Below are 26,067 nucleotides of genomic sequence, written 5' to 3' on the forward strand. Positions count from 1 at the left end.
GGTCTTCTCAATCGAGGCGTGGGCCGACCGCGGCGGGCGGGGCCGTTGGACCCCGCCCGCGCACAGCTCTACTCAGTCAGGCGGAAGGGGCTACTCGACCGGCTCGTTGAGGATCGAGGTCAGCTCCTCGTTGGCCGCCGCCAGGACCTCCTCGGCGTCGCCTCCCTGCACGATTTCCAGGACGGCGCCCGGCAGGATCTTGTTGTCCTGGTCGGCCGCGGTCCAGCGCGGGGTGGTCGGGAAGAACTGGGTGTGCTGCATCTGCTCGGCGGCAGCGGCGGTGGCGGGGTCCTCCTGGTACGTCTCGCTCTCCAGCAGGTGCGGGTAGGCCGGGAAGAAGCCCGCGACGTCGGCGTAGCCCTGGCCGCCCTCCTCGTCACCGAGGACGGTGAGCAGCTCGAAGGCCAGGTCCGGGTGCTCGGTGGTGGTGAACACCGTCAGGGCGGAACCGCCCGCGAAGGCCGGGGCGATGCCCTCGGCGCCGGGGATGGGCGCGGCGACGATGTTCTCGATGACCGCCGGGTCCTCGGCCTGCTCCTCCATGGAGCCGATCGCCCAGCCGCCGTCGATGTACATGCCCAGCTGGCTGTTGGCCATGTCGGCCAGCGCGATGAGCTCGTTCTGGCCGACGTAGTCCTGCGGCGAGATGCCGTCGGTGGTCAGGCTGGAGTAGAACTCGATCGCCTCGACGGTGGCGGGGTCGGTGAGGGTGCCCTCCCACTCCTCGCCGTTCTGCTCCGCGATCGAGCCGCCGTTGCTCCAGATGAAGCTGGCGATGCCGTTGGTGAAGTCGGTCGGCGCGGCGAAGCCGGGGACGTCGTACTCCTCCTCGATGGCCTCGGCCACCTCGACGAGCTCGTCCCAGGTCGTCGGCGGCTCGTGGCCGATCTCCTCCAGCCAGTCCGCGCGGTAGTACAGGGTGCGCACGCCCGAGAACCACGGGACGCCGTACTGGACGCCCTCGTAGGTGCCGTACTCCAGGGCGTTCTCGTCGATGCCCGCGGCGGCGTCCCAGCCGTCGACCTGCTCGGTGATGTCCATCAGGGCGCCCTGCGCGGCCCAGCCCGCGACCTGGTCGTTGCCGACCTCCAGCACGTCGGGGGCGTCACCGCCGGCGAGGGCGTTGGTGATGGCCTCCTGCGCGTCGGGCCAGGGGATGAACTCGACGTTGACGGCCACGTCCGGGTTGCTCTCCTGGAAGCGCGCCTCGACGTCCTCGAAGTACTCGACGAGGGGCTCCTGGGAAGTGCCCATGACCCAGACGGTCAAGCTGTCGGCCTCGCCGCCCCCGTCACCGGAGTCGGAGCCGCCGCACGCGGAGGCGAGCAGGACCACGGCCGTGGCCGCGGCGATCTTGGGGAACCTCATCTGTATCTCTTCTCCCTTCGCACGACGCGCCGGGGTGCGACGCCTGTGCTCGAACCGACCTGGGATGATCGTGGGAATCACCCCGCGGCTCGACGTCTTGTGGGGGTTGTGCTGGGATAGCACGTTGGCCGCCCCGCCGGAGCGGGTACCGGGAGGGCCCAGCGGGTATCGGAAGGGCCCGAAGCGGGCCTTACGAGGACGTGACCTCCTGTGAGGTTGTGAGCTAAATTAACAGGAAACTTTCCTAATAAAAACAGGGTGAGGTGTCACGGTTATGTCTCAACGTCCGGGGACTCCCCGGCTGCTACGCCAGCTCAACGACCGCGCGGCACTGGAACTGCTCCTGTCCGCGGGGCCCTTGACCAGGACGCAGCTGGGAACGCGTACCGGCCTTTCCAAGGTGACCGCCTCCCAGCTGCTCGCGCGGCTGGAGGAGCGGGACCTGGTGCGCGTCGTGGGCAGCCAGGCGGGTGGGCGGGGGCCCAACGCCGCGCTGTACGCGGTGGTGCCCGAGAGCGCCTACGTCGCGGCCCTGGACGTCAGCGCGCGCCGGGTGACCGCGACGATCGCCGACATCACGGGCCGGATCGTCAGCGACGTCGCGGTCGACCCCAGCGCCTCCGACGATCCCGTCGCGCTCGTCCACACCGCGGTGATGCGCCTGGCCGAGACCGCGGGGGTCGCGCTGGACAGGGTCCGCGCCTGCGTCATCGGCACCCCCGGCGTCGTCGATCCCCGCACCGGCGACATCCGCTTCTCCTTCGACCTGATGTCCTGGCACGAGGGCATCCTGGAGGCCCTGCGCGCCGACCTCAAGCGCTCGGTCATGATCGAGAACGACGTGAACCTGGCCGCTCTGGCCGAGCACTCCGAGGGCGCCGCCGCGGGGGTGGCCGAGTTCGTCCTCATCTGGCTCAGCGCCAACGGCGGCGTGGGGATGTCCACCATGATCGACGGCCGCATCCACCGGGGCCGCTCGGGCGGCGCGGGTGAGATCGGCTACCTGCCCGTGCCCGGGGCGCCCATGCCCACCGACGTGGGCCTGTCCGGCGGCTACGAGTCCCTGCGCGACGGCGCGAGCCGCGAGCTCCCCCACGGGTTCCAGGCGCTGGTCAAGGCGGGGCAGGTGGTCGAGCTGGCCGCCGGGTACGGCATCGAGGGCACCGACGTCACCGAGGTGGTCGGGGCGGCCTCCGCAGCGGAGACCCCGGAGGCGGACGCCTTCCTGAACGACTTCGCCGAGCGCCTGGCCCGCGGGGTGGCCGCCGTCGCGGTGATCCTGGACCCCGGCCTGGTGGTGCTCGGCGGGGACGTGGCCCGGGCGGGCGGTGTGAAGCTGGCCGAGCGGGTCCAGGCGGCCACCGCGCGCATCGCCCCGAACGCGACCGAGGTCGCGCTGGGGAGGGTGGAGGGCAGCCCGGTGGTGCGGGGCGCGCTGCTGCACGCCCTGGAAAGGGCGCGGGAGGACGTCTTCTCCTCGACGGTCTGAATCCGGCGGGCCCCGGCCCCATGGGAGCCCTCCCACGGCGGCGGGCGCGGGCTCTCGCCAGCGGACGTTCGTCTCCGGCGGACGCCTGTGTCCAGTGGTCCCTTGCCGACCGCTTCCGGTCGAGCCCTGCGGTCCCTGTCGGCCGCGCCCCGGTGTCCCCACCCGGCCGGGGCGCGGCCGCCCCGCTCCCGTGAGGGCGCCGGGTGCCCGGGCGCAGGTGCCCGGGACGGGAGCGGAGGGCTCAGGACGGCCGGACCAGCTCCCGGACCATCACCACGCGCGGCAGCACCCGGATGCCCGCCCGCTCCTCGGCCCGCCAGACCCCCTCCATGCCCGGGCCCCACTCCGCTCGGGGGAGCACGGAGAACCCGCGGTCCGCGTACCAGGGCCCGTTCCACGACAGGTCGCGGAAGGTGGTGAGGGTGAGGCGGGTGTGACCGGCGGCAGCCGCCTCGGCGCACACCGCCTCCAGCAGGGCGCCGCCGATCCCGCGCCTGCCGTGGTCGGGGTGCACGGCCAGCTGCTCCAGGTGCGGGCGCCCGTCCACGGTCACCGTCGCGGCCAGGCCGACCACGGAGCCCTTCGCCGCGGGGTTCCCGTCCCGGCTTCCCACGGGGCCCTCGGCCGGAGCCGCGGCCGTGTCCCCAGCGGGTTCCTCGGCCACCAGGACCCGCTCCGCGTGCGCGAGCACCTCCCGCGGGTCGTCGGGGGGCAGCACCACCCCGGCGGCGGCGAACACGGTGTCCGCCGCCAGCGACACCTCCACCACGCGCGGTTCGTCCTCCGGCCGCATCGGTCGGATCCCCGGTCGCCCCACCGGTCCCCCTCGTGCTCGTGCTCTCTCCGGTGCGGACGCCATCCTGGCCGGTTCCGGCCGCCGCGGCCAGTCGTTTTCGCGTCCTGGCCCGGTGACCGGAGAGGGCCCGGGCCCGCCCGTGCGCGCTCGCGCGGGCGGGCCCCGCGTCGCCGCCGAGCCCGCCCGTGCCCGGGGCGGGACCTCTCACCCCGGGCGGTGCGGGGTCAGTCCCGCCACTGCTCGGCGGGCGCCACACCGGGGAGGGGCCTGCCGATGAGGGCGAGGGGGGCGAAGAAGCAGACCTGGCCGATCGCCATGATGAGCGTGGCGAGCGCCCTGTCGTCGTAGTGGGCGGAAGCGGCGGCGTACAGGTCGTCGCCGACGCGTTCGCCGTGCGGGTTGGCGGTGAGGACGGCCTCCAGCAGCGCCAGCGCGATCCGCTCGGCGTCGGTGAAGCAGGGGGCGTCCCGCCAGGAGGCCACGGCGGTGATGCGCTCCTCCGACTCCCCGGCCCCGCGGAGGTTGCCGGAGTGCAGGACGGTCAGGTAGGTGTTCCCGAGGATCTGGCCGGCGCGCAGCTGCACCAGGCCCACGGTGGTCCGCGGGATCGAGCCGTTCCCGGTGGCCGCGAACAGCGCCTTGCTGATCTCCCCCAGTTCGGGAACGAGCACGGCGGGGTTGGGCAGCCGGGACTGGGTCTTCTGCTGGCTGGCGGTGGTGCTCATGATGCGGTGTCCTTTCGGTTCTCCGGTCGTCACGTCGTCGTGATCACAGCCATGACGAACGGGCCGCCGAGAATGTGACCGGGCGGACGCGGTCACATTCTCGGCGGCGGAATCGTCAGTGTGACGGCACCCGAGAAGGCGACGTAGAGAGGCGATCATGGACGAGAGCGACTTCCTGGCCGAGCGGTTCGAGGAGCACCGCGTCCACCTCCGGGCGGTGGCCTACCGCATGCTCGGCTCCCTGGCCGAGGCCGACGACGCCGTCCAGGAGGCCTGGCTGCGGCTCGCCCGCTCCGACACCGACGGGATCGGCAACCTCGGCGGCTGGCTGACCACGGTCGTCGGCCGGGTCTGCCTGGACATGCTGCGCTCGCGCACGCAACGCGGCGAGACCCCCTTGGAGGCCCGTCTGCCGGACCCGATCGTGAGCGAACCGGCCACCGACCCCGAGCACGTGGCGCTGATGGCCGACTCGGTCGGGTTGGCCCTGCTGGTGGTCCTGGAATCGCTCAACCCGGCCGAACGGCTGGCCTTCGTCCTGCACGACATGTTCGGCCTGCCGTTCGAGGAGATCGCCCCGATCGTCGACCGCACCCCGGCCGCGGCCCGCAAACTCGCCAGCCGCGCCCGCGTCCGCGTCCGGGGGGCCGCCCCCGAACCCGACCCCGATCCGGTCGCCCAGCGCCGCGTCGTGGACGCCTTCCTCCGAGCCGCACGCGGCGGCGACTTCGACGCCCTGGTGGCCGTTCTCGATCCCGACGTCGTGCTGCGCATCGACGGCGGGAACGCGCTGCCCGGCGGTATGAGGGTCCTGCGGGGCCGGGAGGCGGTGGCCGGTCAGGCCGCCACCTTCCACCGCATGGCCACCCTCTCGACCAGCCGTCCCGCACTGGTCAACGGAAGGGCCGGTCTGGTCAACACCGTCGACGGCGCGCTCTTCTCGGTCATGGGGTTCACCGTCACGGACGGGAGGATCACCGCGATCGAGATCCTGTCCGACTCCGAACGCCTCGACGCCGTCGACCTCGCGGATCAGGGGAGCTGATCCGGCCCGCCCCGGCGCCGACGCGCCGGCGCCGGGAGCGGCGGGCGGGAGGACGGGCCCCGGACGGGCCCGTCCTCCCCGCCCTCGCCGGAGCGGGGCCCGGAGCCTCAGGGGCGCAGGCGCAGCCCCTTCGGGGTCACGTGGAACCCCGCCGCCGCCAGCGCTGCGTCCACCGGCGTCGCGAACACCTCGGCCCCGTCGGCGCGCTCCACCGTCAGCGCCCCCGCGCGTCCGTCCCGCACCGCCCCGGCCAGGGCGCGGGCCGCCCGCTCCAGCAGGGCGGGCGGCGAACCGAAGGTCAGCACTGAGCGGCCGCCCCGCCCCACGTACAGGGTCAGCCGACCCCCGTCGACGACCACCAGGGAGCCCGCCGACCGGCCCGGCCTGGCCTGGGCGTCCCCGGGCCAGGGCAGGTCCGTGCCGAACGGGTTCGCCGGGTCGGTCGCCGCCAGCACCACCGGTTCCGCCGCGCCGCCGGAAACCGCGCGCAGCCGGTCCACGGCGCCCGGCAGCGCGAACTGGGCGCCGCCCAGCCCGTCCACGAAGTAGCCGCGGCGCACCCGGCCCGACTCCTCCATCGTCCTCAGCACCCGGTACTCGTCCGGGGAGATCCGCCCGCCCTGGTAGCCGCGCACCAGCACGCCCCGGCGCTCCAGCCGAGCCTCCAACCGCGCCAGGACCCGCCTGGTGGGGTCGCCCTCCCGTTCGGGCAGGGCCCACCACCGACCCGCGGCCGCGGGCGGTCCCGACCGGGTGGGCAGCACCGGACGCGCCAGCCGCCCCGCACGCGAGGGCGCGCGGCGCGGGGCGGCCCCCGAGCCCAGCACCGCGCGCAGCGGGGCCAGGGTGTCGTTGGTGACACAGCCCGACCACACCAGCTCCCACAGCGCCGCGACCAGCTCCGCGTCCGTCACGGCCGAGCCCCCCGACGCGCCCGCCACACGGTCGGCGACGTCGCGGAAGAACAGCGCCCCGCCCCCGCGCAGCGCCTCCAGCACCGCGTGGGCCGTGGAACCCTCCCTCGGCGGCACCGGTTCGGGCAGCAGCAGGGCCGCCTCGTCGGCCGGGGCCAGGCACACCCACCCGTCCTGCCCGGGCAGCGCGCCCGCACCGGCCCACACGACCTCGCCCGCCTGTGTCAGCTCGTCCAACCGCCGGGGCGCGTAGTCCTCCACACGGGAGGGCAGCACGAGGGTCTCCAGCGCCGACGCCGCCACCGTCGCGCCGCGCAGCGACTCCACGGCCTCGAACACCGCGTCCGGTCCGCGCCACCGCTCACCCGCGACGGCGCGCTGCCACAGCGGCGCGAACGCGGCCAGGGCGGTCTGCGCGACCGGCTCCACCTCGCTGCGCAGCCTCGCCACCGACCCGCGCCGCAGCCGCCGCAGCACGTCGGCGTCGCACCACTCGGTGCCCGTCCCCCCGGGCCGGAACCCGCCCTGGTGGACGCGCCCCAGCCGGGACAGCTCCCGCAGCACGCCCTCCACCACGTCCGCGCCGAGCCCCAGCCGCGCCGCCGCCTCCCCGGCGGAGAACGGCCCGTGCGTGCGCGCGTAGCGCGAGACCAGGTCGCGGGTCGGCGCCTCCACCGGCTCCAGGAGGGCCCCGGCGACGCCGGCGGGCGGCCGCGCGCCCAGCGCGTCGCGCAGCCGCGCCGCGTCCTCCACCGCGCACCAGCGCTCGGCGCCCGCCACGGCCATCCGCACCACCCGGCCCGCGGACTCCAGCTCCTCCAGCCACTCCCGCCGGGCTCCCCGGGCCCCGGCCTCCTCCGTGGTCAGCGGCCCCACCTCGCGCAGCAGGTCGGCCGCGCCCTCGGCGTCCCGGGCACCCGAGCCGGGGGCGGTCCGCTGCAGCAGCGCGCCGACCTCCTCCACCACGCGCGGGTCGAGCAGCTCCCGCAGGTCCGCCTCGCCCAACAGGTCGGCCAGCAGCGAGGCGTCCAGGGTCAGCGCCTGCGCGCGCAGCTCGGCCGCGGGGGCGTCCCCCTCGTACAGGAACGCCGCCGTGTACTCCATCATCAGCGAGCGCGCGAACGGCGACGCCGCCTCGGTGCGCGCCTCCACCACCCGTGTCCGACGGGACCGGATGCCCTCCAGCGCCTCCACCAGGGCCGGCACGTCGAACACGTCCCGCAGGCACTCGCGCACCGCCTCCAGCACGATCGGGAACGACCCGTAGCGGCCCGCCACCGACAACAGGTTGGAGGCCCGCAGCCGCTGCTGCCACAGCGGCATCCGCCGGTCCGGCCGCTGGCGGGGCAGCAGCAGGGCCCGCGCCGCGCACTCGCGGAACCGCGCGGCGAACAGCGCCGACCCGGGCAGCTCCCCGGTGACCGCCTCCTCCACCTCCTCGGGGTCCAGCGCCACCAGGTCGGCCAGCTCGCCCGGCCGGTCCCAGCCCCCGGCGTCCGGCAGCCGCAGCACGATCCCGTCGTCGCCGTGCACGACCTGCGCGTCCGCGCCGAACCGGTCCCGCAGCCGCCGCGCCAGGGCCATCGCCCACGGCGCGTGCACCCGCGCGCCCAGCGGGGAGTGCACGACCGCGCGCCAGTCCCCGACCTGGTCGCGGAAGCGCTCGACGACCACGGTCCGGTCGTCGGGCACGTGCCCGGTGGCCTCCCGCTGCTCGGAGACGTACTCCACCAGGTTGCGCGCGGCCCACGCGTCCAGTCCGGCCCCCTCGGCCAGGGCCAGCGCCCGCGCCGGTTCCGCCGCGGCCAGCTCCCGGGTCAGCGCGCCCACCGCCCGGCCCAGCTCCGCGGGCCTGCCCTGCGCGTCGGCCTTCCAGAACGGCATCCGGCCCGGCCGCCCCGGCGCGGGGGAGACCAGCACCCGGTCGGCGGTGATCGCCTCGATCCGCCACGAGGTGGACCCCAGCACGAACACGTCGCCCACCCGCGACTCGTAGACCATCTCCTCGTCCAGCTCGCCGACCCGGGTGGGGGCCCGTCCCGGCGCGGGGTCCCCGTCCCGCCCGGTCAGGTGCACCCCGTACACGCCCCGGTCGGGGATGGTGCCGCCGCTGACCACCGCCAGCCGCTGCGCGCCCGGGCGCGCCCGGAGCACGTCCGCCTCCCGGTCCCACACCAGGCGGGGGCGCAGCTCAGCGAACTCGTCCGAGGGGTAGCGGCCGGAGAGCATGTCCAGGACCGACTCCAGCACCGTGTCGGCCAGGTCGGCGAAGGGCGCGGCCCGCCGGACCAGGGCGGCCAGTTCGGACACCGGCCAGTCGTCCATGGCGGCCATCGCCACGACCTGCTGTGACAGCACGTCCAGGGGGTTGCGCGGCATCTCCAGGCGCTCGATGGCGCCCGCGCGCATCTGCCCGACCACCACGGCCGTCGCCAGCAGGTCGCCCCGGAACCGGGGGAGGAACACCCCGCGCGAGGTCTCGCCCACCTGGTGCCCCGCCCGGCCGACCCGTTGCAGGCCGCTGGCCACCGACGGCGGCGAGGCCACCTGCACCACCAGGTCGACCGCGCCCATGTCCACGCCCAGCTCCAGGCTGGAGGTGGCCACCACGCAGCGCAGCCTCCCCTGCTTCAGCTCGTCCTCGATCAGGGCCCGCTCGGCCTTGGACATCGAGCCGTGGTGGGCGCGGGCGACCACCGGCGGGCCGCCGCGGCTGTGCCCGGACTGGGCGATGACCTGGGCGGGTACCTCCTCCGGAGGCAGACGCCCGCCGTGCCGCTCGGCGTGCAGGTCGTTGACGCGGGCGCACAGCTTCTCCGCGGTGCGGCGTCCGTTGGTGAACACGATGGTGGAGCGGTGGGCCTCCACCAGGTCCAGGACCCGCCGCTCCACGTGCGGCCACAGGGACCCGCCGCCCGCGTCCCGGGCGTCCCCGCCGCCGGAGGGCCGGGTCGGCTCCGGGACGCCGGGCTCCTCCATGTCGGGGACGGGCACCACCACGCGCAGGTCCATGCCGGGGGAGCCGGGCGGGGCCACGACGTCCGCGCCGCCCAGGAACCGCGCCACCAGGTCGGGCGGGCGCACGGTCGCCGACAGGCCGATCCGCTGCGCCGGGCGGTCCAGCAGGGCGTCCAGCCGCTCCAGGCTCAGCGCCAGGTGCGCGCCGCGCTTGCTCCCCGCGAGCGCGTGCACCTCGTCGACGATGACCGTCTCCACCCCGGCCAGCCCCTCCCTGGCCCGCGAGGTGAGCACCAGGAACAGCGACTCGGGCGTGGTGATGAGCACGTCCGGCGGCCGGGTGGCGAGCCTGCGCCGCTCGGCGGCGGGGGTGTCGCCGGTGCGCACCCCCACGGTGACCGGGGAGACCGCGTGCCCCCCGGCCTCGGCGGCGGCCGCGATCCCGGCCAGGGGGACGCGCAGGTTGCGCTCCACGTCGGCCGCGAGGGCCTTGAGCGGGGACACGTACAGCACCCGGCAGCGGCGGGCGCGGTCCTCGGGGACGGGGGCCGAGGACAGCCGGTCCAGCGACCACAGGAAGGCCGACAGGGTCTTGCCCGAGCCGGTCGGGGCCACCACCAGGGTGTTCCTCCCGCGCTGGACCGACTCCCAGGCGCCGGTCTGGGCGGGGGTGGGGCCCGCGGGAAAGGCCCGGTCGAACCAGGCCCTGGTGGCGGGTCCGAAGCGTTCGAGGGGGCGGGGCGCACGGCTCATGCCGCCAGTCTGCCCGCGGGCGGCGACAAAGGGGAGGGGGCGCGGCGGACGCCGCGATCACCGATACTGGGCCCGATGAGACTCACGGTTTTCTGGCACAACATGCACGAGCAGTTCGGCGAGGCCTACGCGCAGAGCGTGGCCCGCGACCACGTCCTGGAGGGGCTCGGGTCCCGCACGGTCGAGCAGGCGCTCGCCGACGGGGTGGCGGCCAAGGAGGTGTGGCGCGCCGTGTGCGACGCCTTCGACCTGCCCGCCTCCAGACGCTGATCCGGCGACGGACCTCCCGCGAGGTCGCATCCGTTTCGTACGCCACATCGAACACAGGTTCGGGTAGGGTGGGTTATCCACAGGCGGACGTGGGACGTCGCGATTGTCGTAGCGACCGCGTAGCGTCGTGCTCACCATGAAGAAAAAGGCATCCACCCAACAACAGGGGTATCCCGTGGCATCTGGAGACCGAGACAAGGCTCTCGAAACAGCGCTCGCCCAGATCGAGCGGCAGTTCGGTAAGGGCTCCATCATGCGCCTGGGCGACGACGACCGCCCGCCGGTGGAGTCGATCCCCACCGGGGCGATCGCGCTCGACGTGGCGCTCGGCATCGGAGGCCTGCCCCGGGGCCGCGTCGTGGAGATCTACGGCCCCGAGTCCAGCGGTAAGACCACCGTCGCCCTGCACGCGGTGGCCAGCGCCCAGCGGATGGGCGGCATCGCGGCCTTCGTCGACGCCGAGCACGCGCTCGACCCCGAGTACGCCAAGAAGATCGGCGTCAACACCGACGACCTGCTGCTCTCGCAGCCGGACACCGGTGAGCAGGCGCTGGAGATCGTCGACATGCTCATCCGCTCCGGAGCGGTCTCCATCATCGTCATCGACTCCGTGGCGGCCCTGGTGCCCCGCGCCGAGATCGAGGGCGAGATGGGCGACAGCCACGTCGGACTCCAGGCCCGCCTGATGTCCCAGGCGCTGCGCAAGATCGCCGGTGCGCTCCACCAGACCAACACCACCGCGATCTTCATCAACCAGCTGCGCGAGAAGGTCGGCGTCATGTTCGGCTCGCCCGAGACGACGACCGGCGGCAAGGCGCTCAAGTTCTACGCCTCGGTGCGCCTGGACGTGCGCCGCATCGAGACGCTCAAGGACGGCACCGACGCGGTCGGCAACCGCACCCGCGTCAAGGTCGTCAAGAACAAGGTCGCGCCGCCCTTCAAGCAGGCCGAGTTCGACATCCTCTACGGGGTGGGCGTCTCGCGCGAGGGCAGCCTCATCGACCTGGGCGTGGAGCACGGCATCGTCCGCAAGTCGGGCGCCTGGTACACCTACGAGGGCACCCAGCTGGGCCAGGGCAAGGAGAACGCGCGCAACTTCCTGCGCGAGAACGCCGACATGGCCAACGAGGTCGAGAAGAAGATCAAGGAGAAGCTGGGCGTGCCCGTCAAGGGCGACGACAGCGCCTCCGGCCCGGCCGCCGAACCGGCCAAGGCCGCCGCTGAGGCGGCTGCGGACCCGGCCGCCGCGGCCAAGGCACCCGCCAAGCGCGCCGCGGCCAGGACCCCCAAGGCGCCCGCGGCTGATGCGTGAGGGGAGCCGGTCCCCGGACCGGCACCACCCCGAGGACGACGGCCCCTCCCCGGGCGGGGCGGCCCCGCCCGGGAAGGACCCCGAGGCCGAGGCCCGCGCCCTGGTCCTGCGGATGCTCACCCACTCCCCGCGCACCCGCGCCCAGCTGGAGCGGGCGCTGCACCGTCGGGAGTACGAGGAGGAGGTCGTCACCTCGGTCCTGGACACGTTCGGCGAGGCCGGACTGATCGACGACGCCGCCTTCTCCCAGGCCTGGGTGTCCTCCCGCCACCACGGCAGACGGCTCTCCCGCCGCGCCCTGGCCCAGGAGCTGCGCACCCGCGGCGTGGAGGAGGACACCGTCCGGGAGGCCGTCGGCGAACTCAGCGACCAGGACGAGGAGGAGGCCGCCCGCGACCTGGCGCGCCGCCGCCTGGCCGCCACCCGGGGCAGGGACGAGGAGACGCGGATCCGCCGCGCCCTGGGCTTCCTGGCCCGCAAGGGCTACTCCGCGGGCCTGTCCTACCGGGTGGTCCGCGAGGAACTCGAACGCGAGGGCGTGGAGGCCGAACTCCACGCCCCCGACCCCGACTTCTGAACCGTCGCCGCCGACAGCGGTCGGGCCGGTGGTGCCCTCCGCCGGGACCGCCCGCCCCGTCCGCTCCGTTTCCGGAGGGTCAGTCGCCGGCGGCAGTCGGACCGGCGGCGGCCTCCGCGGGACTCGGGGGCCCGCCGTCCTGCCCGGCGTCCCGCGCGAGCGCGTCGGCGGTGTCCTCCGCGCTCGGGGCGTCCCCGGTGTCACCGGACTCCCCGGCGGCCTCCGCACCGGGCGCCCGGGAGCCCTCCGCGGCCGGTTCCGCGCCGTCCCCGACGGCCCCGGTCTCCGGCGGAGCGGTCACCAGCTCCAGCGGCGCCACGTCGGCCTCGAACCCGAACACCCGCGTGTAGAAGGCCAGCTCCGTCTCCAGGGAGCGGATCCGCGCCTCCTGCCCGGTGAACCCGTGTCCCTCGCCCTCGAACTCCACCAGCGCGTACGGCGCCCCGCGCCGCCCCAGCGCCGTCGCCATCGCCGTGGCCTGGTCCGGGGTCACGACCCTGTCCTCCAGGCCCTGCACCAGCAGCACCGGCACGTCGATCTCCCCGGCGCGGTTGACCGGGGAGCGCTCCCGGTACCGCTCCACGAACCCCGGCAGCGTCCCCACCAGGGAGTCCAGGAACCGCGACTCGAAGTCGTGCGTGGTCTGGCTGAATCCCAGCAGGTCGGTGACCCCGAAGAGGGAGACCCCGCACGCGAACGTGTCCCCGGTCAGCGCCATCAGCGCCGTGTACCCGCCCGCGCTCGGACCGCGGATCGCCAACCTGCGGGGATCGGCCACCCCCTGTTCCACCAGGGCCCGGGCCGCGGCCACGCAGTCCTCCACGTCCACCACGCCCCACTCCTTGTGCAGGCGCTTGCGGTACGAGCGCCCGTACCCCGTGGAGCCGCCGTAGTTGACGTCCACCACACCGATCCCCCGGCTGGTGAAGTAGGCCTTGGCCAGGTCGAACTCCAGCGTGCTGACCGACACGGGGCCGCCGTGCGCCCACACCACGTACGGCGCGGGGCCGTTCGCGGGCGCGTCCGGATGGGTCGGCGGGTACACGTTCGCGTACACCGGCGCACCGTAGCGGCCCGGCAGCGTCTCCTGGCGTGGGACGGGCAGGTAGGCGGTGTCCGGCAGCTCCTCGGCGGCCCGGCGCAGCACCTCCACACCACCCGAGACCGGATCCAGTCGCACCAGGCACGGCGGCTCGGTCGGCGAGGAGGCCACCGCCACCACGGTGCGCCCGTCGGTGTCCAGCATCGACCACGTGGTCAGGCCGGTCGCCACCGGCGTCAGGTCCAGGGTGTCGGGGTCGTACACGCTCGGGGTCAGGTCGGCGTGCCCGTGCAATGCCACCACCCGGCCCGAGTCCAGCACGCAGAACGACCGGTTGCCCAGACGGCCGGGGGAGGCGTGGAACTCCTCCTCGGCCGGGTACAGCGCCAGCGCCTGCCCGGTCATCCCCGCCTGGTACAGGTTCCACCAGCCCGGCCAGTCCGAGGCCACGTACAGCGTCGCGTCGTCGGCCCAGGTCGGGGAGACCACCGACTCGTCCACACCGCCCTTGAGGGTGTACTCGCCGGTCAGCCCGGTCTCTCCCAGGGCGCCCACCCTCAGTTCGCTGCCGTCCCAGGGCATCCTGGGGTGGTTCCACCGCACGTAGGCCAGGTGGGCGCCGTCCGGCGACGGGGTGGGGGAGGCGTAGAAGTCCGCCCCCGAGACCAGCTCGCGCACCGCGGAGGGGTCCTGCGCGCCCCGGCCCGACAGCGGCACCGACACGATCGAGCGGCGGACCGCCCCCTCCTCGTGCCTCTCGCGCACGCACAGCACGGCACGCCCGTCCGCGCTCAGCGCGGGGTCGGCGTAGCGTGAGGCGCCGTCGTCGGGGGTGAGCGGCACCGGCTCCGAGGAGCCGCGTTCCAGCAGGTAAAGGCGCTGGTCGGAGGACTGGGAGAACACCACGCCCATGCGGGTGATGGCCTTGTCGTCGCGGCGGGGCACCGGCAGGTAGGCGCGCCCGCCGTACTCGTGCACCCGGGTCCCCGCGCTCCAGGGCGCTGGCAGCAGGTCGGTCACCGTTCCGTCGGCGTCGCGCCGCATGAGGGTGGTCCGCCCCTCCTCGGGGCGCCCCTCCTCCCACCAGACCTCCGCACCCGCGACGGACGGGAACGCCATCCGCCGCACTCCTCGGGCGACGTCACCGGCGCTGATGGGCGATGGCCAGGAGCCGTGGCGGCTCGACAGTTCAGACATGTCCGCTCAGGATGGGTCGTGGGTTCGATGCGATGACATGTCGACCTTAGCCCTCGTTCGCCCGCTTGTGCAGTCCCGAAGGACCCTCCGCGCGGCGTCCCCGGAACCGCCCCGCGCGGGGCCGCGACGACGACGGCCCCGTACGCGCCGAGGGGCGCGCACGGGGCCGTACCGGCCGTGGGGACGGAGGGGTCAGTCCTTCCGGTCCGCCCTGCCGTCCGGGTCGTCGCCGTCGCCGGACTTCGCCGGGCGGGACCCGTCCAGCGCGTCGGGCAGCGGCTCCTGCACGGTGGGCTCCACCGCCACGGACCCGGCGGGGCCCTCGGCCTTGGCGCTGCCGTCTCCGGTGCCGCCCCCGGGCGCGGCCACGGGCTGGGCCGGGATGTCCCCGCCGCCGGTGGGCTTGGCCGAGGGCCGACCGCGGCGGGCGTTGCGCCGCTCCAGCCAGATCGCGACCCGGCTCAGCGAGAGGTTGATGGCGATGTAGATGGCCGCGCAGATGATCGCGGCCGGGATCACGTTGCCCTCGCGCGTGGCCAGCAGGGTGAAGCTGCGCAGCATCTCGGGGAAGGCGATGATGTAGCCCAGTGCGGAGTCCTTGAGCAGGACCACGAGCTGCGCCACGATCGCGGGCATCATCGCGGTGATCGCCTGCGGGATGAGGATCAGCCGCATGTTCTGGCCCCGGGTCATCCCGATGGCCTGCGCGGCCTCGGACTGGCCCTTGGGCACCGCGAGGACGCCCGCGCGGAAGACCTCCGCCAGCACGGAGCCGTTGTACAGGGTCAGACCCGTGACGACGGCGGCCAGCGCCGAGACCTGGAAGGTGCCCGCGGGGATGTCGAACATCTGGTAGGCCACGATGGGCAGCGCCATCGTGAAGAAGATCAGCATCAGCAGCGGGATGCCGCGGAAGAACTCCACGACGGCCCCGGCCGGAACGCGGATCCACCACTTGTCGGACAGGCGGCCGATGCCGAACACCAGGCCGAAGAGGATGGCCAGGACCGAGGCGGTCAGCGCCGCGGTCAGCGTGTTCTGCAGGCCCGGGACGACGTAGTCGGTCCAGGTGGCGGGCTGCAGGAACGGCGCCCACTTGTCCGAGGCCCACTCGCCCGCGGGGTTGACCGCCCAGGTCGCCGGGTCGCCCAGCGGCCCCCAGGTGAGCGGGTTGAACAGCGAGAACCCGGTGTCGCGCAGGGTGCCGTTGAACCCCAGATACAGGACGGCCAGGCCGATCAGGGCCAGGAACACCGTGACGACCGTGTAGAGGGCGTTGCGCCTGCGGGCCTTGGGGCCGGGCGCGTCGAAGAGGACGGAGCTCTGCGCGCTCATCGGACCACCGCCACGCGCTTGGAGAGCCAGCCGAAGAAGTAGCCGGTCGGCAGGGTCAGGATCAGGAAGCCGATCGCGAAGCCGACGAAGGTCGGCAGGACCGGGGCGATGCCCTGGTCGAACATGAGCTTCATCTCCCTGGACGCCTCCTGAACGCCCAGCCCCGCGACGGAGGCGACGGTCGTGTTCTTGATCAGCGCGATGAGCACGCTGCCCAGCGGGCCGACGACGGTGCGCAGCGCCTGCGGGATGACGATCATCCGCAGGTTCTGGGTGAAGGTCAGGCCCAGCGAGCGGGCCGCCTCCACCTGGCCGAGGGGGATCGTGTTGATCCCCGCGCGCAGCGACTCCGAGACGAAGCAGGCGGTGTAGCCGGACAGGCCGATGACGGCCCACCAGAACACGTCCCACGCGACGCTGTCGGCCAGGGCGATCCCCAGGGCGCTGTTCAGGCCCAGGCCGCAGAAGAGCAGGACCAGGGTCAGGGGCGTGCTGCGGATGCCCTCGACGTAGGCGGTGGCCAGACCGCGCAGGAGCGGAACGGGGGAGACCCGCATGGCCGTGAGCAGGACGCCCAGGACGAAGGAGAAGAGGGCGCTGAGGAGGGTGAGCCGGACGGTCCATGAGAAACCGTCGACAACCCTGTCGATATTGCTGAGAAAGGCTTCCATGGGTCCCAGCTGGTCAAGGGCCGGGCGGCGGGGCCGGGGTCGGCCCCGCCGCGGGGCGCACGGTCGGGGAAGGGGTGCCTACTGGCAGGCGTCGACCTCGGGAGCGGTCTCCTCGTAGGCGAAGTCGGTCTCACCGAAGGCGGTCTCCAGGGCCTCGACCGCGTAGCCCTCGTCCCACATCTTCTGGATGGCGGCGTTGACCTCCTCGCACCGCTCCGTGGAGCCGGCGGGCAGGCCCACGCCGTAGCGCTCCTCGCCGAAGGGGTTGTTGACCACGCGGTAGGTGCCCGGGTCCTGCGCGGCGAAGCCCGCGAGGATGGTGTTGTCAGTGGTCACCGCGTCGACGGTGCCGTTGCCCAGCAGGGACAGGCACTCGGAGTAGTTGCCCGCCTCGCGCAGCTCGGCGTCGATGCCCATGTCGTCGACGATGTTGTTGGCCGAGCGGGAGCCGGAGGCCGAGCACAGGACCTTGCCCGCCAGGTCCTCGGGGCCCTGGATGTCCTCGTTGTCGGCCTGGACCAGGATGTCCTGCTGGGCGACGTAGTACGGCCCGGCGAAGTCGACGACCTGGCGGCGCTCGTCGGTGATCGAGTAGGTGGCGATCACCATGTCGACGGTGCCCTGCTGGAGGAAGGACTCGCGGTTGGCGGAGGCGGCCTCGGTCCACTCGATCTGCTCGGGCTCGTAGCCGAGCTCGCCGGCGATGTAGGTGGCCACGTCCACGTCGAAGCCGACGGGGGCGTCGCCGTCCAGCAGGCCCAGGCCGGGCTGGTCGTACTTGACGCCGATGGTGATGGTGTCGCCGCCACCCTCGCCGCCGCCGCCCTCGCCGCCGCTGCCGCCGCCGACGTCGGCGGTGCCACAGGCGCTGAGGGCGAAGGCCAGGGCCGCGGTGCCGCCCAGGATGGTGCTGATGCGACGGACTCGCATGTGGGGTACCTCTTCCTTGCTTCGTGCGAAGAACGCGGGGAAACCTAGTGGGTCAGGATCTTGGACAGGAAGTCCTGGGCGCGCTCGGACCGGGGGTTGGTGAAGAACTCGTCGGGGGTGTTCTCCTCCACGATCTGTCCGTCGGCCATGAAGACGACCCGGTTGGCCGCGCGGCGCGCGAAGCCCATCTCGTGGGTGACCACGACCATCGTCATGCCCTCGGAGGCGAGGTCGGTCATGACGTCGAGGACCTCCTGGACCATCTCCGGGTCCAGTGCCGAGGTCGGCTCGTCGAAGAGGATCACCTTGGGGTTCATCGCCAGGGCGCGGGCGATCGCCACGCGCTGCTGCTGACCCCCGGAGAGCTGCGCCGGGTACTTGTTGGCCTGGTTGCCGATCCGGACGCGCTCCAGCAGTTCCATGCCCCGGGCGTCGGCCTCGGCCTTGTTCATGCGCAGGACCTTGGTGGGGCCCAGTGTCACGTTCTGGAGCACGGTCTTGTGGGCGAACAGGTTGAACGACTGGAAGACCATGCCCACGTCGCTGCGGAGCCGGGCCAGGCCGCGGCCCTCCGCGGGCAGCGGCTGTCCGTCCAGCGTGATGGTGCCGGCGTCGATCGTCTCCAGGCGGTTGATCGTGCGGCACAGCGTCGACTTGCCGGAACCGGACGGCCCGATGACGACTACCACCTCGCCGGAGTTAACCGTCAGATCGATGTCGCGGAGCACGTGCAGGTCGCCGAAGTGCTTGTTGACGTTCTCCAGCACGACGAGAGGAGTTGAGGTCATGTTCGGAACCTAATGGGTCCATGTTGCCGTGTCATCACGAAATCGCCGTCCGTCTGCGGAGTAGCAGACTTGTTACGGCGTGATCGGCGAAACTGTTATGGGTTTGGACGGTTAAGTGACCGTTTGTCGCTCCCTGTTGTGGTTCCGTTCTCCAGCGTCTCACATCGGCCACTTCCGGACGCGCTCCGCCTCCCCGTCCGTCGCGGGGCCCCGGGGAAGCTCCAGGTGGGGGCGTCGGGCCCCTCCCGCGGTCTCCGCGCGGTCCACGGCACCGGATAGCCTGGTCCCGTGAGCCAGAGTCGTACCTACCAAGTGCGGACCTACGGCTGCCAGATGAACGTCCACGACTCCGAGCGCCTCTCCGGTCTGCTGGAGGACGCTGGGTACGCGCGCGCAGCCGAGGACACCACCGCAGACATCGTCGTCTTCAACACCTGTGCGGTCCGGGAGAACGCCGACAACCGCCTGTACGGCAACCTCGGGCACCTGCGCCCGGTCAAGGACGCCAACCCGGGGATGCAGATCGCCGTCGGGGGCTGCCTGGCGCAGAAGGACCGCGGCGAGATCGTGCGCCGGGCGCCCTGGGTCGACGTCGTGTTCGGCACCCACAACATCGGCTCCCTGCCCGCCCTGCTGGAGCGCTCCCGCGTCCAGCGGGAGGCGCAGGTGGAGATCGCCGAGTCCCTGGAGCACTTCCCCTCCACACTGCCCAGCCGCCGCGAGTCCGCGTACGCGGCGTGGGTGTCGGTCTCCGTGGGCTGCAACAACACCTGCACCTTCTGCATCGTGCCCGCGCTGCGCGGCAAGGAGCAGGACCGCCGCCCCGGCGACGTGCTCGCCGAGGTGCGCGCCCTGGTCGACGAGGGCGTCAGCGAGATCACCCTGCTCGGCCAGAACGTCAACGCCTACGGCAGCGGCTTCGGCGACCGGCAGGCCTTCTCCAAGCTGCTGCGCGCCTGCGGTGAGATCGAGGGACTGGAGCGGGTGCGCTTCACCTCCCCGCACCCGCGCGACTTCACCGACGACGTCATCGAGGCCATGGCCGAGACCCCCAACGTCATGCCGCAGCTGCACATGCCGCTCCAGTCGGGGTCGAGCCGGGTCCTCAAGGCCATGCGCCGCTCCTACCGCCAGGAGCGCTTCCTGGGCATCGTGGAGAAGGTGCGCGCCGCCATGCCGCACGCCGCGATCACCACTGACATCATCGTGGGCTTCCCCGGCGAGACCGAGGAGGACTTCCAGGAGACGCTGCACGTGGTCCGCGAGGCGCGGTTCTCCATGGCGTTCACCTTCCAGTACTCCAAGCGCCCCGGGACCCCGGCCGCGACCATGGATGACCAGGTCCCGCCGGAGGTGGTCAAGGACCGCTACCAGCGCCTGGTCGACCTCCAGGACCAGATCTCCTGGGAGGAGAACCAGAAGCTGGTCGGCCGTGAGGTCGAGCTGCTGGTCGCCGAGGGCGAGGGCAGGAAGGACGGCGAGCACCGCCGCCTGTCCGGCCGCGCCCCGGACAACCGCCTCGTGCACTTCGCGGTCGGTGACGGCGACGACCCGCGCCCCGGCGACACGGTGACCGTGGAGGTCACCTACGCCGCCCCGCACCACCTGGTGGCCGACTCCGGCGTGCGCGCCCTGCGGCGCACCCGCGCGGGCGACGCCTGGGCGGCCCGCAACGGCCAGCCGGTCCAGGAGGGCAAGCCGCAGGTGCTCCTGGGCATGCCCCGGGTCGGTGTTCCGGCCGAGGAGCCCGCCCCGGCGGGCGGCTGCTGCGAGATCTGACCCCGCGAAGCGGTCGCGGCCCCCGGCGCCTTCGCGCCGGGGGCCGCCGCCTTCCGCGCGGATCCCGCCGGCGGTGGATCCGTGCGGACCGGGACGGGACGGCCGTGCGGGCGCGGCCTCAGAGCCGGACCGGCAGGCTGTCCAACCGCATCGCGCCCGGAACCCTCCCGGGCAGGGGCTCACGACCGGGGGCCAGGGACAGGCCGGGGTAGGCGGTCAGCAGGGAACCGACCGCCACCTCGCCCTCCTGGCGGGCCAGGGCCGCGCCCAGGCAGTAGTGGATGCCGTGGCCGAACCCCACGTGCGCCTCGCCGGGGCTGCCCTGGTGGCGGGTGATGTCGAACCGGTGCGGGTCCGGGTGGACCCTCGGGTCGCGGTTGGCGCCCGCCAGGACCGCGATCGCCCGCTCGCCCGCGGCCAGGCGGCCGCACCTGAGTTCGACGTCCTCGGCCGCGTACCTCGCCTTGGAGATCACGGCGGTGCCCCCGTAGCGGAGCATCTCGTGTACGGCGGAGGGCAGCAGCCCGGGGTCGTGCCGCAGGATCTCCCACTGGACCGGGTGGTCGAGCAGGGCCCGCACCCCGTTGCCCAGCAGGTGCGCGGTGGTCTCGTGCCCGGCGATGACGAGGGTGAACACCAGGGTGATCAGCTCGCTCTCGCTCAAGCGCCCGCCGTCCTCGTCGCGCGCCTTGACCAGGGCGCCGAGCAGGTCCTCGCTCGGCCGGGCCCGGCGCTCGGCGAGCATCCCCTCGATGTGGCCGATCATCTCGCCGAGCGTGTCGTTCATCAGCTCGGGCCTGGTGGGGTCGAACCTGGACAGCTGGTCGCTCCACGCCCGCCAGATCCCGCGGTCCTCCTCCGGAACGCCGACCAGGTCGCAGATGACCGCGATCGGCAGCGGGTAGGAGAAGTGCGGCATGAGGTCCACGACCCCGTCCCCGTCGGCGAGGTCGGACAGCCGCGCGAGCAGGTCGTCGGTGATGCGCTGGACCGCGGGCCGCAGCTCGTTGACCCGGCGCACGGTGAAGGTGCGCGAGACCAGCTTGCGCAGCCGCGTGTGGTCGCCGCCGTCCTTGTCCAGGAGGGACTCGGTCAGGTAGGTGATCAGGTCGGGGCGGATGCCCAGTCCCCTGAGCGCGTCGGAGCGGGTGGCCTGGGCCCGCCCGCCCGACACGTTCGCGGGGTCCAGCACGAAGCGCCGGTCACTGAGGATGGTCCGCACGTCCTCGTCGTCGACGAAGAGGACGGCCTTCTGGGTGTCCACGAACAGGGCCGGCGCCGAGCCGCCCGCGGCCCGGACCCGGTCGATCACGGAGTGGGGGTCGGCGGTGAACTCGGGGGAGCGCAGGTCGATCAGTTCGTCGGACGGGGTCGCGGCTGTCATGGGCCCTCCTCTGGGGCTCAGGTGGAGCGTGTCGTCTGTTTCTGCCGGGTGATCTCCTCGTGCAGGCGCTCGTCCAGCGCGGAGAAGAGCGCCAGGGCCCTGTCCCGGGCCCGGCGGGTGTCCTCCGGGGAGGCGTCCTGTTCCAGGAGCAGTCGGATGCTCCGGGCCATGAGCTCGGCGCGCGTGCCGTGGTCGGGCACGTGCATGCCCTGGCTCTCCAGCACCGGGGGTGTGACCAGGTGGCCCATGACCAGGGAGTTGTAGGCGTACAGCTGCTCGTCGGGGGCGCGGTCGGCGTTCAGTAGGCCGTGTTCGCGCAGGATGTCCCAATAGGTCCGCAGCGCCCTCTGCCGCTCCCGGACGGTGTCGCCGACCAGGGAGGCCGCGTTCCGGGAGAGGTTGCCCAGGGACTCCGTGCCGTTGGAGAACAGCGCGCGGATGGTCGGCGAGTCCAGGTGGAACAGGTAGAGGGCGCGGGCGACCTCGCTGGGTCGGACGTTCTCGGGTGAGGCGTGCATGGAGTCCAGGATCCGGCGCAGCACGCCGAGCTGCGCCCGCATGACCACCGTGAGGAGGAGCGCCTCCTTGGTGGAGAAGTGCAGGTAGACGGTCCCCTTGCCGATCTTGGCCCGCCGGGCGACGTCCTCGATGGTGATCTTGCGGTGCCCCCAGGCGACCATCAGCTCCTCCGCCGCGTCCAGGATGCGGTCGGCGCGCAGTTCGCGCTCGCTGGCGGTCGGGGATGTGGATGGGGCCACGGTGTACTCCTGCGAGTCGAGGGCGTGCGAGGTGTCGCTGACCACGCGTGTTGACGCCGATGACCATATCTCCACCTCCCTTCCCCTGACTGTGTGACCAATTTTGAAATCTGGTCACACAGTCAAAGTAGATCACCGGGCGGGCCGGGGCAAGGGTTTTCGGGAGGGAAAGCGGGAGCGGGCCGTGGCAGACGGACGGCCGGGCCCTTCGCGGGCCCGGCCGTCACGTGTGGGCGGGTGTGCGGCGGAGGCGGATCCGCCGCGGGGTCAGCGCGCGGAGCGGGGCACCCAGGTCGACACGTCCACCAGCGCCTCGCCCGGCTCCTCCGAGGTTCCCGACAGCGCCCGCTCCACCTGGGCCAGAGCGCGTTCCACCAGGTCGGGGGAGTCGTAGGGGAGCCAGCGCACCCGCGGGTCGCGCCGGAACCACGACTCCTGGCGGCGGGCGAACCGGCGGGTGGCCTGGGCGGTGTCGGCCTTGGCCTCCTCCTCGGACAGGGCGCCGTCCAGCTGGGCGAGCGCCTGCGCGTAACCGAGTGCGCGCGAGGCGGTCCGGCCCTCGCGCAGCCCGAGCTTGTCCAGCTCGCGGACCTCCTCCAGCAGGCCCTGCTCCCACATGCGGTCCACACGGGTGCCGATGCGCTCGTCCAGCTCGGCGCGCGGAGCGGTCAGGCCGATCTGCGTGCACGGGTAGAAGGAGGTGTGGTCGGGCAGGTTCGCGGTGAACGGCTCCCCGGTCAGCTCGATGACCTCCAGGGCGCGCACGATCCGCCGCCCGTTGCCCGGCAGGATGGCACGGGCCGCCGCGGGGTCGGCCTCGGCCAGACGGGCGTGCAGGACGCCCGGGCCGACGTCGCCGAGCTCCGCCTCCAGGCGCGAGCGGACCGCGGGGTCGGTGCCGGGGAAGTTCAGGTGGTCCAGGACCGAGCGCACGTACAGACCCGAACCGCCGACCAGGACGGGAAGGACGTCGCGGTCGGCGCACTGCTCGACGCGGTCGCGGGCCATGTCCTGGTAGCTGGCCACGTCCGCGGGCTCGCTGACCTCCCACACGTCGAGCAGGTGGTGGGGCACCCCGCGTCTCTCGGCGTCGGTGAGCTTGGCGGTGCCGATGTCCATGCCGCGGTAGAGCTGCATGGAGTCGGCGTTGATCACCTCGCCCCGGCGTCCCGTGCGCTCCTCCAGCCGCAGGGCCACCTCGACGGCCAGGTCCGACTTGCCCACAGCGGTCGGGCCGACGACCGCGATCACCTTGATCATCCCTCCAGCGTAGTCAGCCCCGGGCCCGGCCCGACCGCGGAGCGGGACGGGGGAGGTGGTCGTGCGCGCCTAGGATGGTCGGCATGCGATTCGCCAAGGGCCACGGAACAGAGAACGACTTCGTGATCCTCCCCGACCCCGACGGGGAGCTCGACCTCACGGAGGAGGCCGTCCGCCTGCTGTGCGACCGCCGGGCCGGGATCGGCGCGGACGGCGTCCTGCGGGTGGTGCGCACGCGCGCCCTCGGCGAGGCCCTCGCCCCGGCCGCCCGCACGGCCGAGCGCTCCGAGTGGTTCATGGACTACCGCAACGCCGACGGGAGCGTCGCCGAGATGTGCGGCAACGGTGTGCGGGTCTTCGCCCGCTACCTGCTGCACGCCGGGCTCGTCGAGGGCGACCGCTTCGAGGTGGGCACCCGTGACGGAGCCAAGGAGGTCCAGGTGGAGGCCGACGGCGGCATCACCATAGACATGGGCCGGGTGGAGATGCAGGGGACCTCCTCCGCCAAGCTCGCCCGGCAGGTGGTGCACGGTGAGCAGATCTCCGTGGGCAACCCGCACCTGGCCTGCGAGGTGACCGTGCCGGTCGCCGAGGTGGACCTGGGCGAGCTGCCGGTGCTGGACGTGGAGGCCTTCCCCGCCGGGGCGAACGTGGAGGTGTACCGCGAGGTGGCTCCGGGTGTGCTGGAGATGCGCGTGTACGAGCGCGGTTCCGGGGAGACCCGCTCCTGCGGGACCGGGATCGTCGCCGCCGCTGCCGCAGCCACGCCCCGCGGGGAGGGCGCGACCTGGAGGGTGCGGGTCCCGGGGGGCGAGTGCACCGTCTTCCTGGACGCGGACGGCGCGAGGCTGAGCGGCCCGGCCGTCATCGTGGCCGAGGGCGAGACGAACCTGATCTGACCCCGCGCCGGCCCGCGCGTCGGCGCGGGGCGGGCCGGCGCCCTGCCGGGGTTCGCGCGACGCCCCCGGCCACGCGCACCGGGCCGCCCGGACCGGCTTCCCCGCCCCGGGGGGCGGAGCGCCGGTCCGGGCTCCCGGCGGGGGTCTGCCGGGCGTCCCGCCTCAGCTTCCGGGGCGCGCGCCGACCTCCTCCACCCAGCCGGACCAGACGAAGGACCGGTAGGACGTGGTCACCGGCAGTTCCAGTCCGTGCTGGGCCAGGGAGCCCTCACCGCCCTCCTCCTCCAGCACGGTGGCGTCACGGTAGAGCAGGTCCCCGGTGTCGGGGGCGAAGAGGTAGCGGTAGCGCGTCACCTGGTCGGGCTCCGCGACCCGCACCTGGAAGAGTTCTCCCTCACGGGCCAGGGGGTCGCGCGTGCCCCCCGCGTACTCGACGCCGGGAAGCCCGGCCAGGACCCCCATGAGGGCCGCCTCCTCGGCCCCGTCCAGGGGGCGGTGGTCGTAGAGGTTGTTCAGGGCGTTGACGAGGGCGGCGTCGGTCGCGGGGGCCTCCCCGCTCCAGGCGACGAGGACGTCGGCCATGGCCCCGGCCCCGGTGGGCAGCTCCTCGGGGAACAGCAGGACCGGATCCAGCCTCTCCTCCACGTCCTCGGCCTGCCGGTCGAGAAACTCCCGATGCTCCTCCGCGTCGCCGGCGGTGTCCTCGGCCGCGCCCGGGGTGCTGACCGCGCGGGTGTCGCCCTCGGGGTCCTGCCAGTGCTGCCACTGGTAGGGGATGAACCCCGCGCTGTGCAGGTCCTCGTCGCTGGGCTCCTCACCGGTGTAGCTGGTGACGGCGAGCAGTTCCACACCGGAGGAGGAGACGTAGGCGACGTCGCCCTCGCCCGGGGCGTCACCGCCGTTGCGGGCGGTCTCGGCCAGGGCGAGCAGCCGCTGCTCACCGGGCTCGGGGGCGGAGCCGACCACCTCCAGGGGGGTGGGCGGCGCGGCGTAGGCTGCGGGGACGCCGACGGGGTCCCCGGAACCGGTGCCGAGGACGAGCACGGCGGCGGTGGCGGCGGCCGTGAGGGCGGCGGCGCCGGCCAGGGCCGGGGGGCGGAGCCACAGGGGGCGGCGGGCGGGGGTGTCGTTCATCAGGGTGATGGCCTTCGTCCGTGCGCGCTGGCGGTCGGCGTGGCCGACCGTCTCCCCGGCGCGCGGGTCGGTGTCGTTCAGGAGCGCGCGAAGCGCGGTGACGTCGTCCACGAGGCGTCCTTCCTGTCCTCGGCGGGGTGTGCGGTGTCGTCCATGAGCGCCTGGAGGCGCTTGCGGGCACGGTGCAGCCGTCCGCGCGCGGTCACGGGTGAGCAGCCCACCACGCGCGCGGCCTCGCGGCTGCTCAGGCCCTCCCAGGTCACGAGCATCACGAGCTCGCGGTCGGTGCCGGAGAGCCGGGCCAGGGCGCTCAGGGCCGTCTGGCGGCGGACGACGCGCTCGGCGTCGTCCTGGGAACCGCCCCAGGCCTCCTCCGGGGGAGGGGGGACCTCACCGCGCTTCCTGACCTCGCGCAGCTTGGCGAGGGTGATACGGCGGGCGCAGGCGTACAGCCAGGGCAGTTCCCGGCCCTCGGGCACCCCCGTCCGCCGTCGCCAGGCGACCGCGAAGGACTCCGAGGCCACGTCGTCGGCCAGATCGGGGCCGACCCTGCGGCGGGCGTAGTCGTACACCGCGTCGTAGTACCGCTCGAACAGCGCGTTGAACGCCGTGTGGTCGGGTGGGTCGCTGTTGTTGTCGCGCACCATCGGCAGCTCCTCTCTCCCCCTTGTGTCGCCGGAGCG

The 26,067-nt window shown here is 73.6% G+C and carries 21 protein-coding genes; 7 read left to right on the forward strand and 14 right to left on the reverse strand.

The annotated features are described in order from the left end of the window. Positions 1–90: 90 nt before the first annotated feature. Positions 91–1,368 carry an extracellular solute-binding protein gene (locus tag UIS43_RS25040; RefSeq protein ID WP_013151711.1) on the reverse strand — a complete coding sequence of 426 codons (1,278 nt, stop codon included), beginning with the start codon at positions 1,366–1,368 and terminating at the stop codon, positions 91–93. A gap of 274 nt (positions 1,369–1,642) precedes the next feature. On the opposite strand from UIS43_RS25040, the gene UIS43_RS25045 reads away from it, so the two are divergent. Beyond that, positions 1,643–2,857 (forward strand): ROK family transcriptional regulator, encoded by a 1,215-nt coding sequence (locus tag UIS43_RS25045; RefSeq protein ID WP_013151712.1) that lies wholly within the window; start codon positions 1,643–1,645, stop codon positions 2,855–2,857. A gap of 241 nt (positions 2,858–3,098) precedes the next feature. Here UIS43_RS25045 and UIS43_RS25050 read toward each other — a convergent pair whose 3' ends face one another. Both UIS43_RS25050 and UIS43_RS25055 read right to left on the reverse strand, forming a co-directional pair. After that, the gene (locus tag UIS43_RS25050) at positions 3,099–3,650 is read right to left on the reverse strand and encodes a GNAT family N-acetyltransferase (RefSeq protein ID WP_013151713.1); all 552 of its coding nucleotides are present in this window, start codon (positions 3,648–3,650) and stop codon (positions 3,099–3,101) included. A 227-nt stretch (positions 3,651–3,877) separates the two neighbouring features. Further along, a complete protein-coding gene (locus tag UIS43_RS25055; RefSeq protein ID WP_117199242.1) occupies positions 3,878–4,378 on the reverse strand; it encodes a carboxymuconolactone decarboxylase family protein in 501 nt (166 codons plus the stop codon). A 157-nt stretch (positions 4,379–4,535) separates the two neighbouring features. On the opposite strand from UIS43_RS25055, the gene UIS43_RS25060 reads away from it, so the two are divergent. Further along, the gene (locus UIS43_RS25060; protein WP_370011917.1) at positions 4,536–5,423 is read left to right on the forward strand and encodes a sigma-70 family RNA polymerase sigma factor; all 888 of its coding nucleotides are present in this window, start codon (positions 4,536–4,538) and stop codon (positions 5,421–5,423) included. A 107-nt stretch (positions 5,424–5,530) separates the two neighbouring features. On the opposite strand, the gene UIS43_RS25065 is transcribed toward UIS43_RS25060, so the two are convergent. Next, positions 5,531–10,048 (reverse strand): ATP-dependent helicase, encoded by a 4,518-nt coding sequence (locus tag UIS43_RS25065; protein WP_370011919.1) that lies wholly within the window; start codon positions 10,046–10,048, stop codon positions 5,531–5,533. A 75-nt stretch (positions 10,049–10,123) separates the two neighbouring features. On the opposite strand from UIS43_RS25065, the gene UIS43_RS25070 reads away from it, so the two are divergent. From UIS43_RS25070 to recX, 3 genes are all read left to right on the forward strand, one after another. Next, entirely contained in the window at positions 10,124–10,318 is a 195-nt protein-coding gene (locus UIS43_RS25070; RefSeq protein ID WP_013151717.1) for a DUF3046 domain-containing protein, read from the forward strand. A 175-nt stretch (positions 10,319–10,493) separates the two neighbouring features. Beyond that, positions 10,494–11,630, forward strand: coding sequence for a recombinase RecA (gene recA, locus UIS43_RS25075; RefSeq protein WP_013151718.1), 1,137 nt, complete (start codon positions 10,494–10,496; stop codon positions 11,628–11,630). Beyond that, positions 11,623–12,207: a recombination regulator RecX gene (recX, locus tag UIS43_RS25080; RefSeq protein WP_013151719.1), complete on the forward strand. Its 585-nt coding sequence runs from the start codon at positions 11,623–11,625 to the stop codon at positions 12,205–12,207. The genes recA and recX overlap by 8 nt, the downstream gene beginning before the upstream one ends. A 79-nt stretch (positions 12,208–12,286) precedes the next feature. Here the strand turns inward: recX and UIS43_RS25085 are convergent, their stop codons facing one another. From UIS43_RS25085 to UIS43_RS25105, 5 genes are all read right to left on the reverse strand, one after another. After that, on the reverse strand, positions 12,287–14,446 hold the full coding sequence (locus UIS43_RS25085; protein WP_370011922.1) for a prolyl oligopeptidase family serine peptidase: 2,160 nt from the start codon (positions 14,444–14,446) through the stop codon (positions 12,287–12,289). A 192-nt stretch (positions 14,447–14,638) separates the two neighbouring features. Further along, a complete protein-coding gene (locus UIS43_RS25090) occupies positions 14,639–15,781 on the reverse strand; it encodes an amino acid ABC transporter permease (RefSeq protein WP_013151721.1) in 1,143 nt (380 codons plus the stop codon). After that, positions 15,778–16,452: an amino acid ABC transporter permease gene (locus UIS43_RS25095; protein ID WP_013151722.1), complete on the reverse strand. Its 675-nt coding sequence runs from the start codon at positions 16,450–16,452 to the stop codon at positions 15,778–15,780. Before UIS43_RS25095 ends, UIS43_RS25090 begins: the two co-directional genes overlap by 4 nt. A 78-nt stretch (positions 16,453–16,530) precedes the next feature. Next, positions 16,531–17,382 carry a glutamate ABC transporter substrate-binding protein gene (locus tag UIS43_RS25100; protein WP_013151723.1) on the reverse strand — a complete coding sequence of 284 codons (852 nt, stop codon included), beginning with the start codon at positions 17,380–17,382 and terminating at the stop codon, positions 16,531–16,533. Between the two features lie 44 nt (positions 17,383–17,426). Beyond that, positions 17,427–18,170, reverse strand: coding sequence for an amino acid ABC transporter ATP-binding protein (locus UIS43_RS25105; RefSeq protein WP_013151724.1), 744 nt, complete (start codon positions 18,168–18,170; stop codon positions 17,427–17,429). A gap of 312 nt (positions 18,171–18,482) precedes the next feature. Between UIS43_RS25105 and miaB the strand changes: the two genes are divergently transcribed. Beyond that, positions 18,483–19,949, forward strand: coding sequence for a tRNA (N6-isopentenyl adenosine(37)-C2)-methylthiotransferase MiaB (gene miaB, locus UIS43_RS25110; RefSeq protein ID WP_370013275.1), 1,467 nt, complete (start codon positions 18,483–18,485; stop codon positions 19,947–19,949). 118 nt (positions 19,950–20,067) lie between these two features. On the opposite strand, the gene UIS43_RS25115 is transcribed toward miaB, so the two are convergent. From UIS43_RS25115 to miaA, 3 genes are all read right to left on the reverse strand, one after another. Further along, a complete protein-coding gene (locus UIS43_RS25115; RefSeq protein WP_071621556.1) occupies positions 20,068–21,333 on the reverse strand; it encodes a cytochrome P450 in 1,266 nt (421 codons plus the stop codon). Between the two features lie 17 nt (positions 21,334–21,350). Next, on the reverse strand, positions 21,351–22,136 hold the full coding sequence (locus UIS43_RS25120) for a helix-turn-helix domain-containing protein (RefSeq protein ID WP_041552301.1): 786 nt from the start codon (positions 22,134–22,136) through the stop codon (positions 21,351–21,353). Positions 22,137–22,358: 222 nt separating this feature from the next. Continuing rightward, positions 22,359–23,351 (reverse strand): tRNA (adenosine(37)-N6)-dimethylallyltransferase MiaA, encoded by a 993-nt coding sequence (gene miaA, locus UIS43_RS25125; RefSeq protein WP_117198028.1) that lies wholly within the window; start codon positions 23,349–23,351, stop codon positions 22,359–22,361. Positions 23,352–23,425: 74 nt separating this feature from the next. On the opposite strand from miaA, the gene dapF reads away from it, so the two are divergent. Next, the gene (gene dapF, locus UIS43_RS25130; protein WP_081461694.1) at positions 23,426–24,250 is read left to right on the forward strand and encodes a diaminopimelate epimerase; all 825 of its coding nucleotides are present in this window, start codon (positions 23,426–23,428) and stop codon (positions 24,248–24,250) included. Positions 24,251–24,412: 162 nt separating this feature from the next. On the opposite strand, the gene UIS43_RS25135 is transcribed toward dapF, so the two are convergent. After that, a complete protein-coding gene (locus UIS43_RS25135; RefSeq protein ID WP_013151730.1) occupies positions 24,413–25,495 on the reverse strand; it encodes a CU044_5270 family protein in 1,083 nt (360 codons plus the stop codon). Beyond that, positions 25,462–26,031 (reverse strand): RNA polymerase sigma factor, encoded by a 570-nt coding sequence (locus tag UIS43_RS25140; protein ID WP_013151731.1) that lies wholly within the window; start codon positions 26,029–26,031, stop codon positions 25,462–25,464. Before UIS43_RS25140 ends, UIS43_RS25135 begins: the two co-directional genes overlap by 34 nt. Positions 26,032–26,067 lie beyond the last annotated feature (36 nt).

Origin of the sequence: Nocardiopsis sp. LDBS0036 (assembly GCF_041228755.1) — a bacterium.
Lineage (GTDB): Bacteria > Actinomycetota > Actinomycetes > Streptosporangiales > Streptosporangiaceae > Nocardiopsis > Nocardiopsis dassonvillei.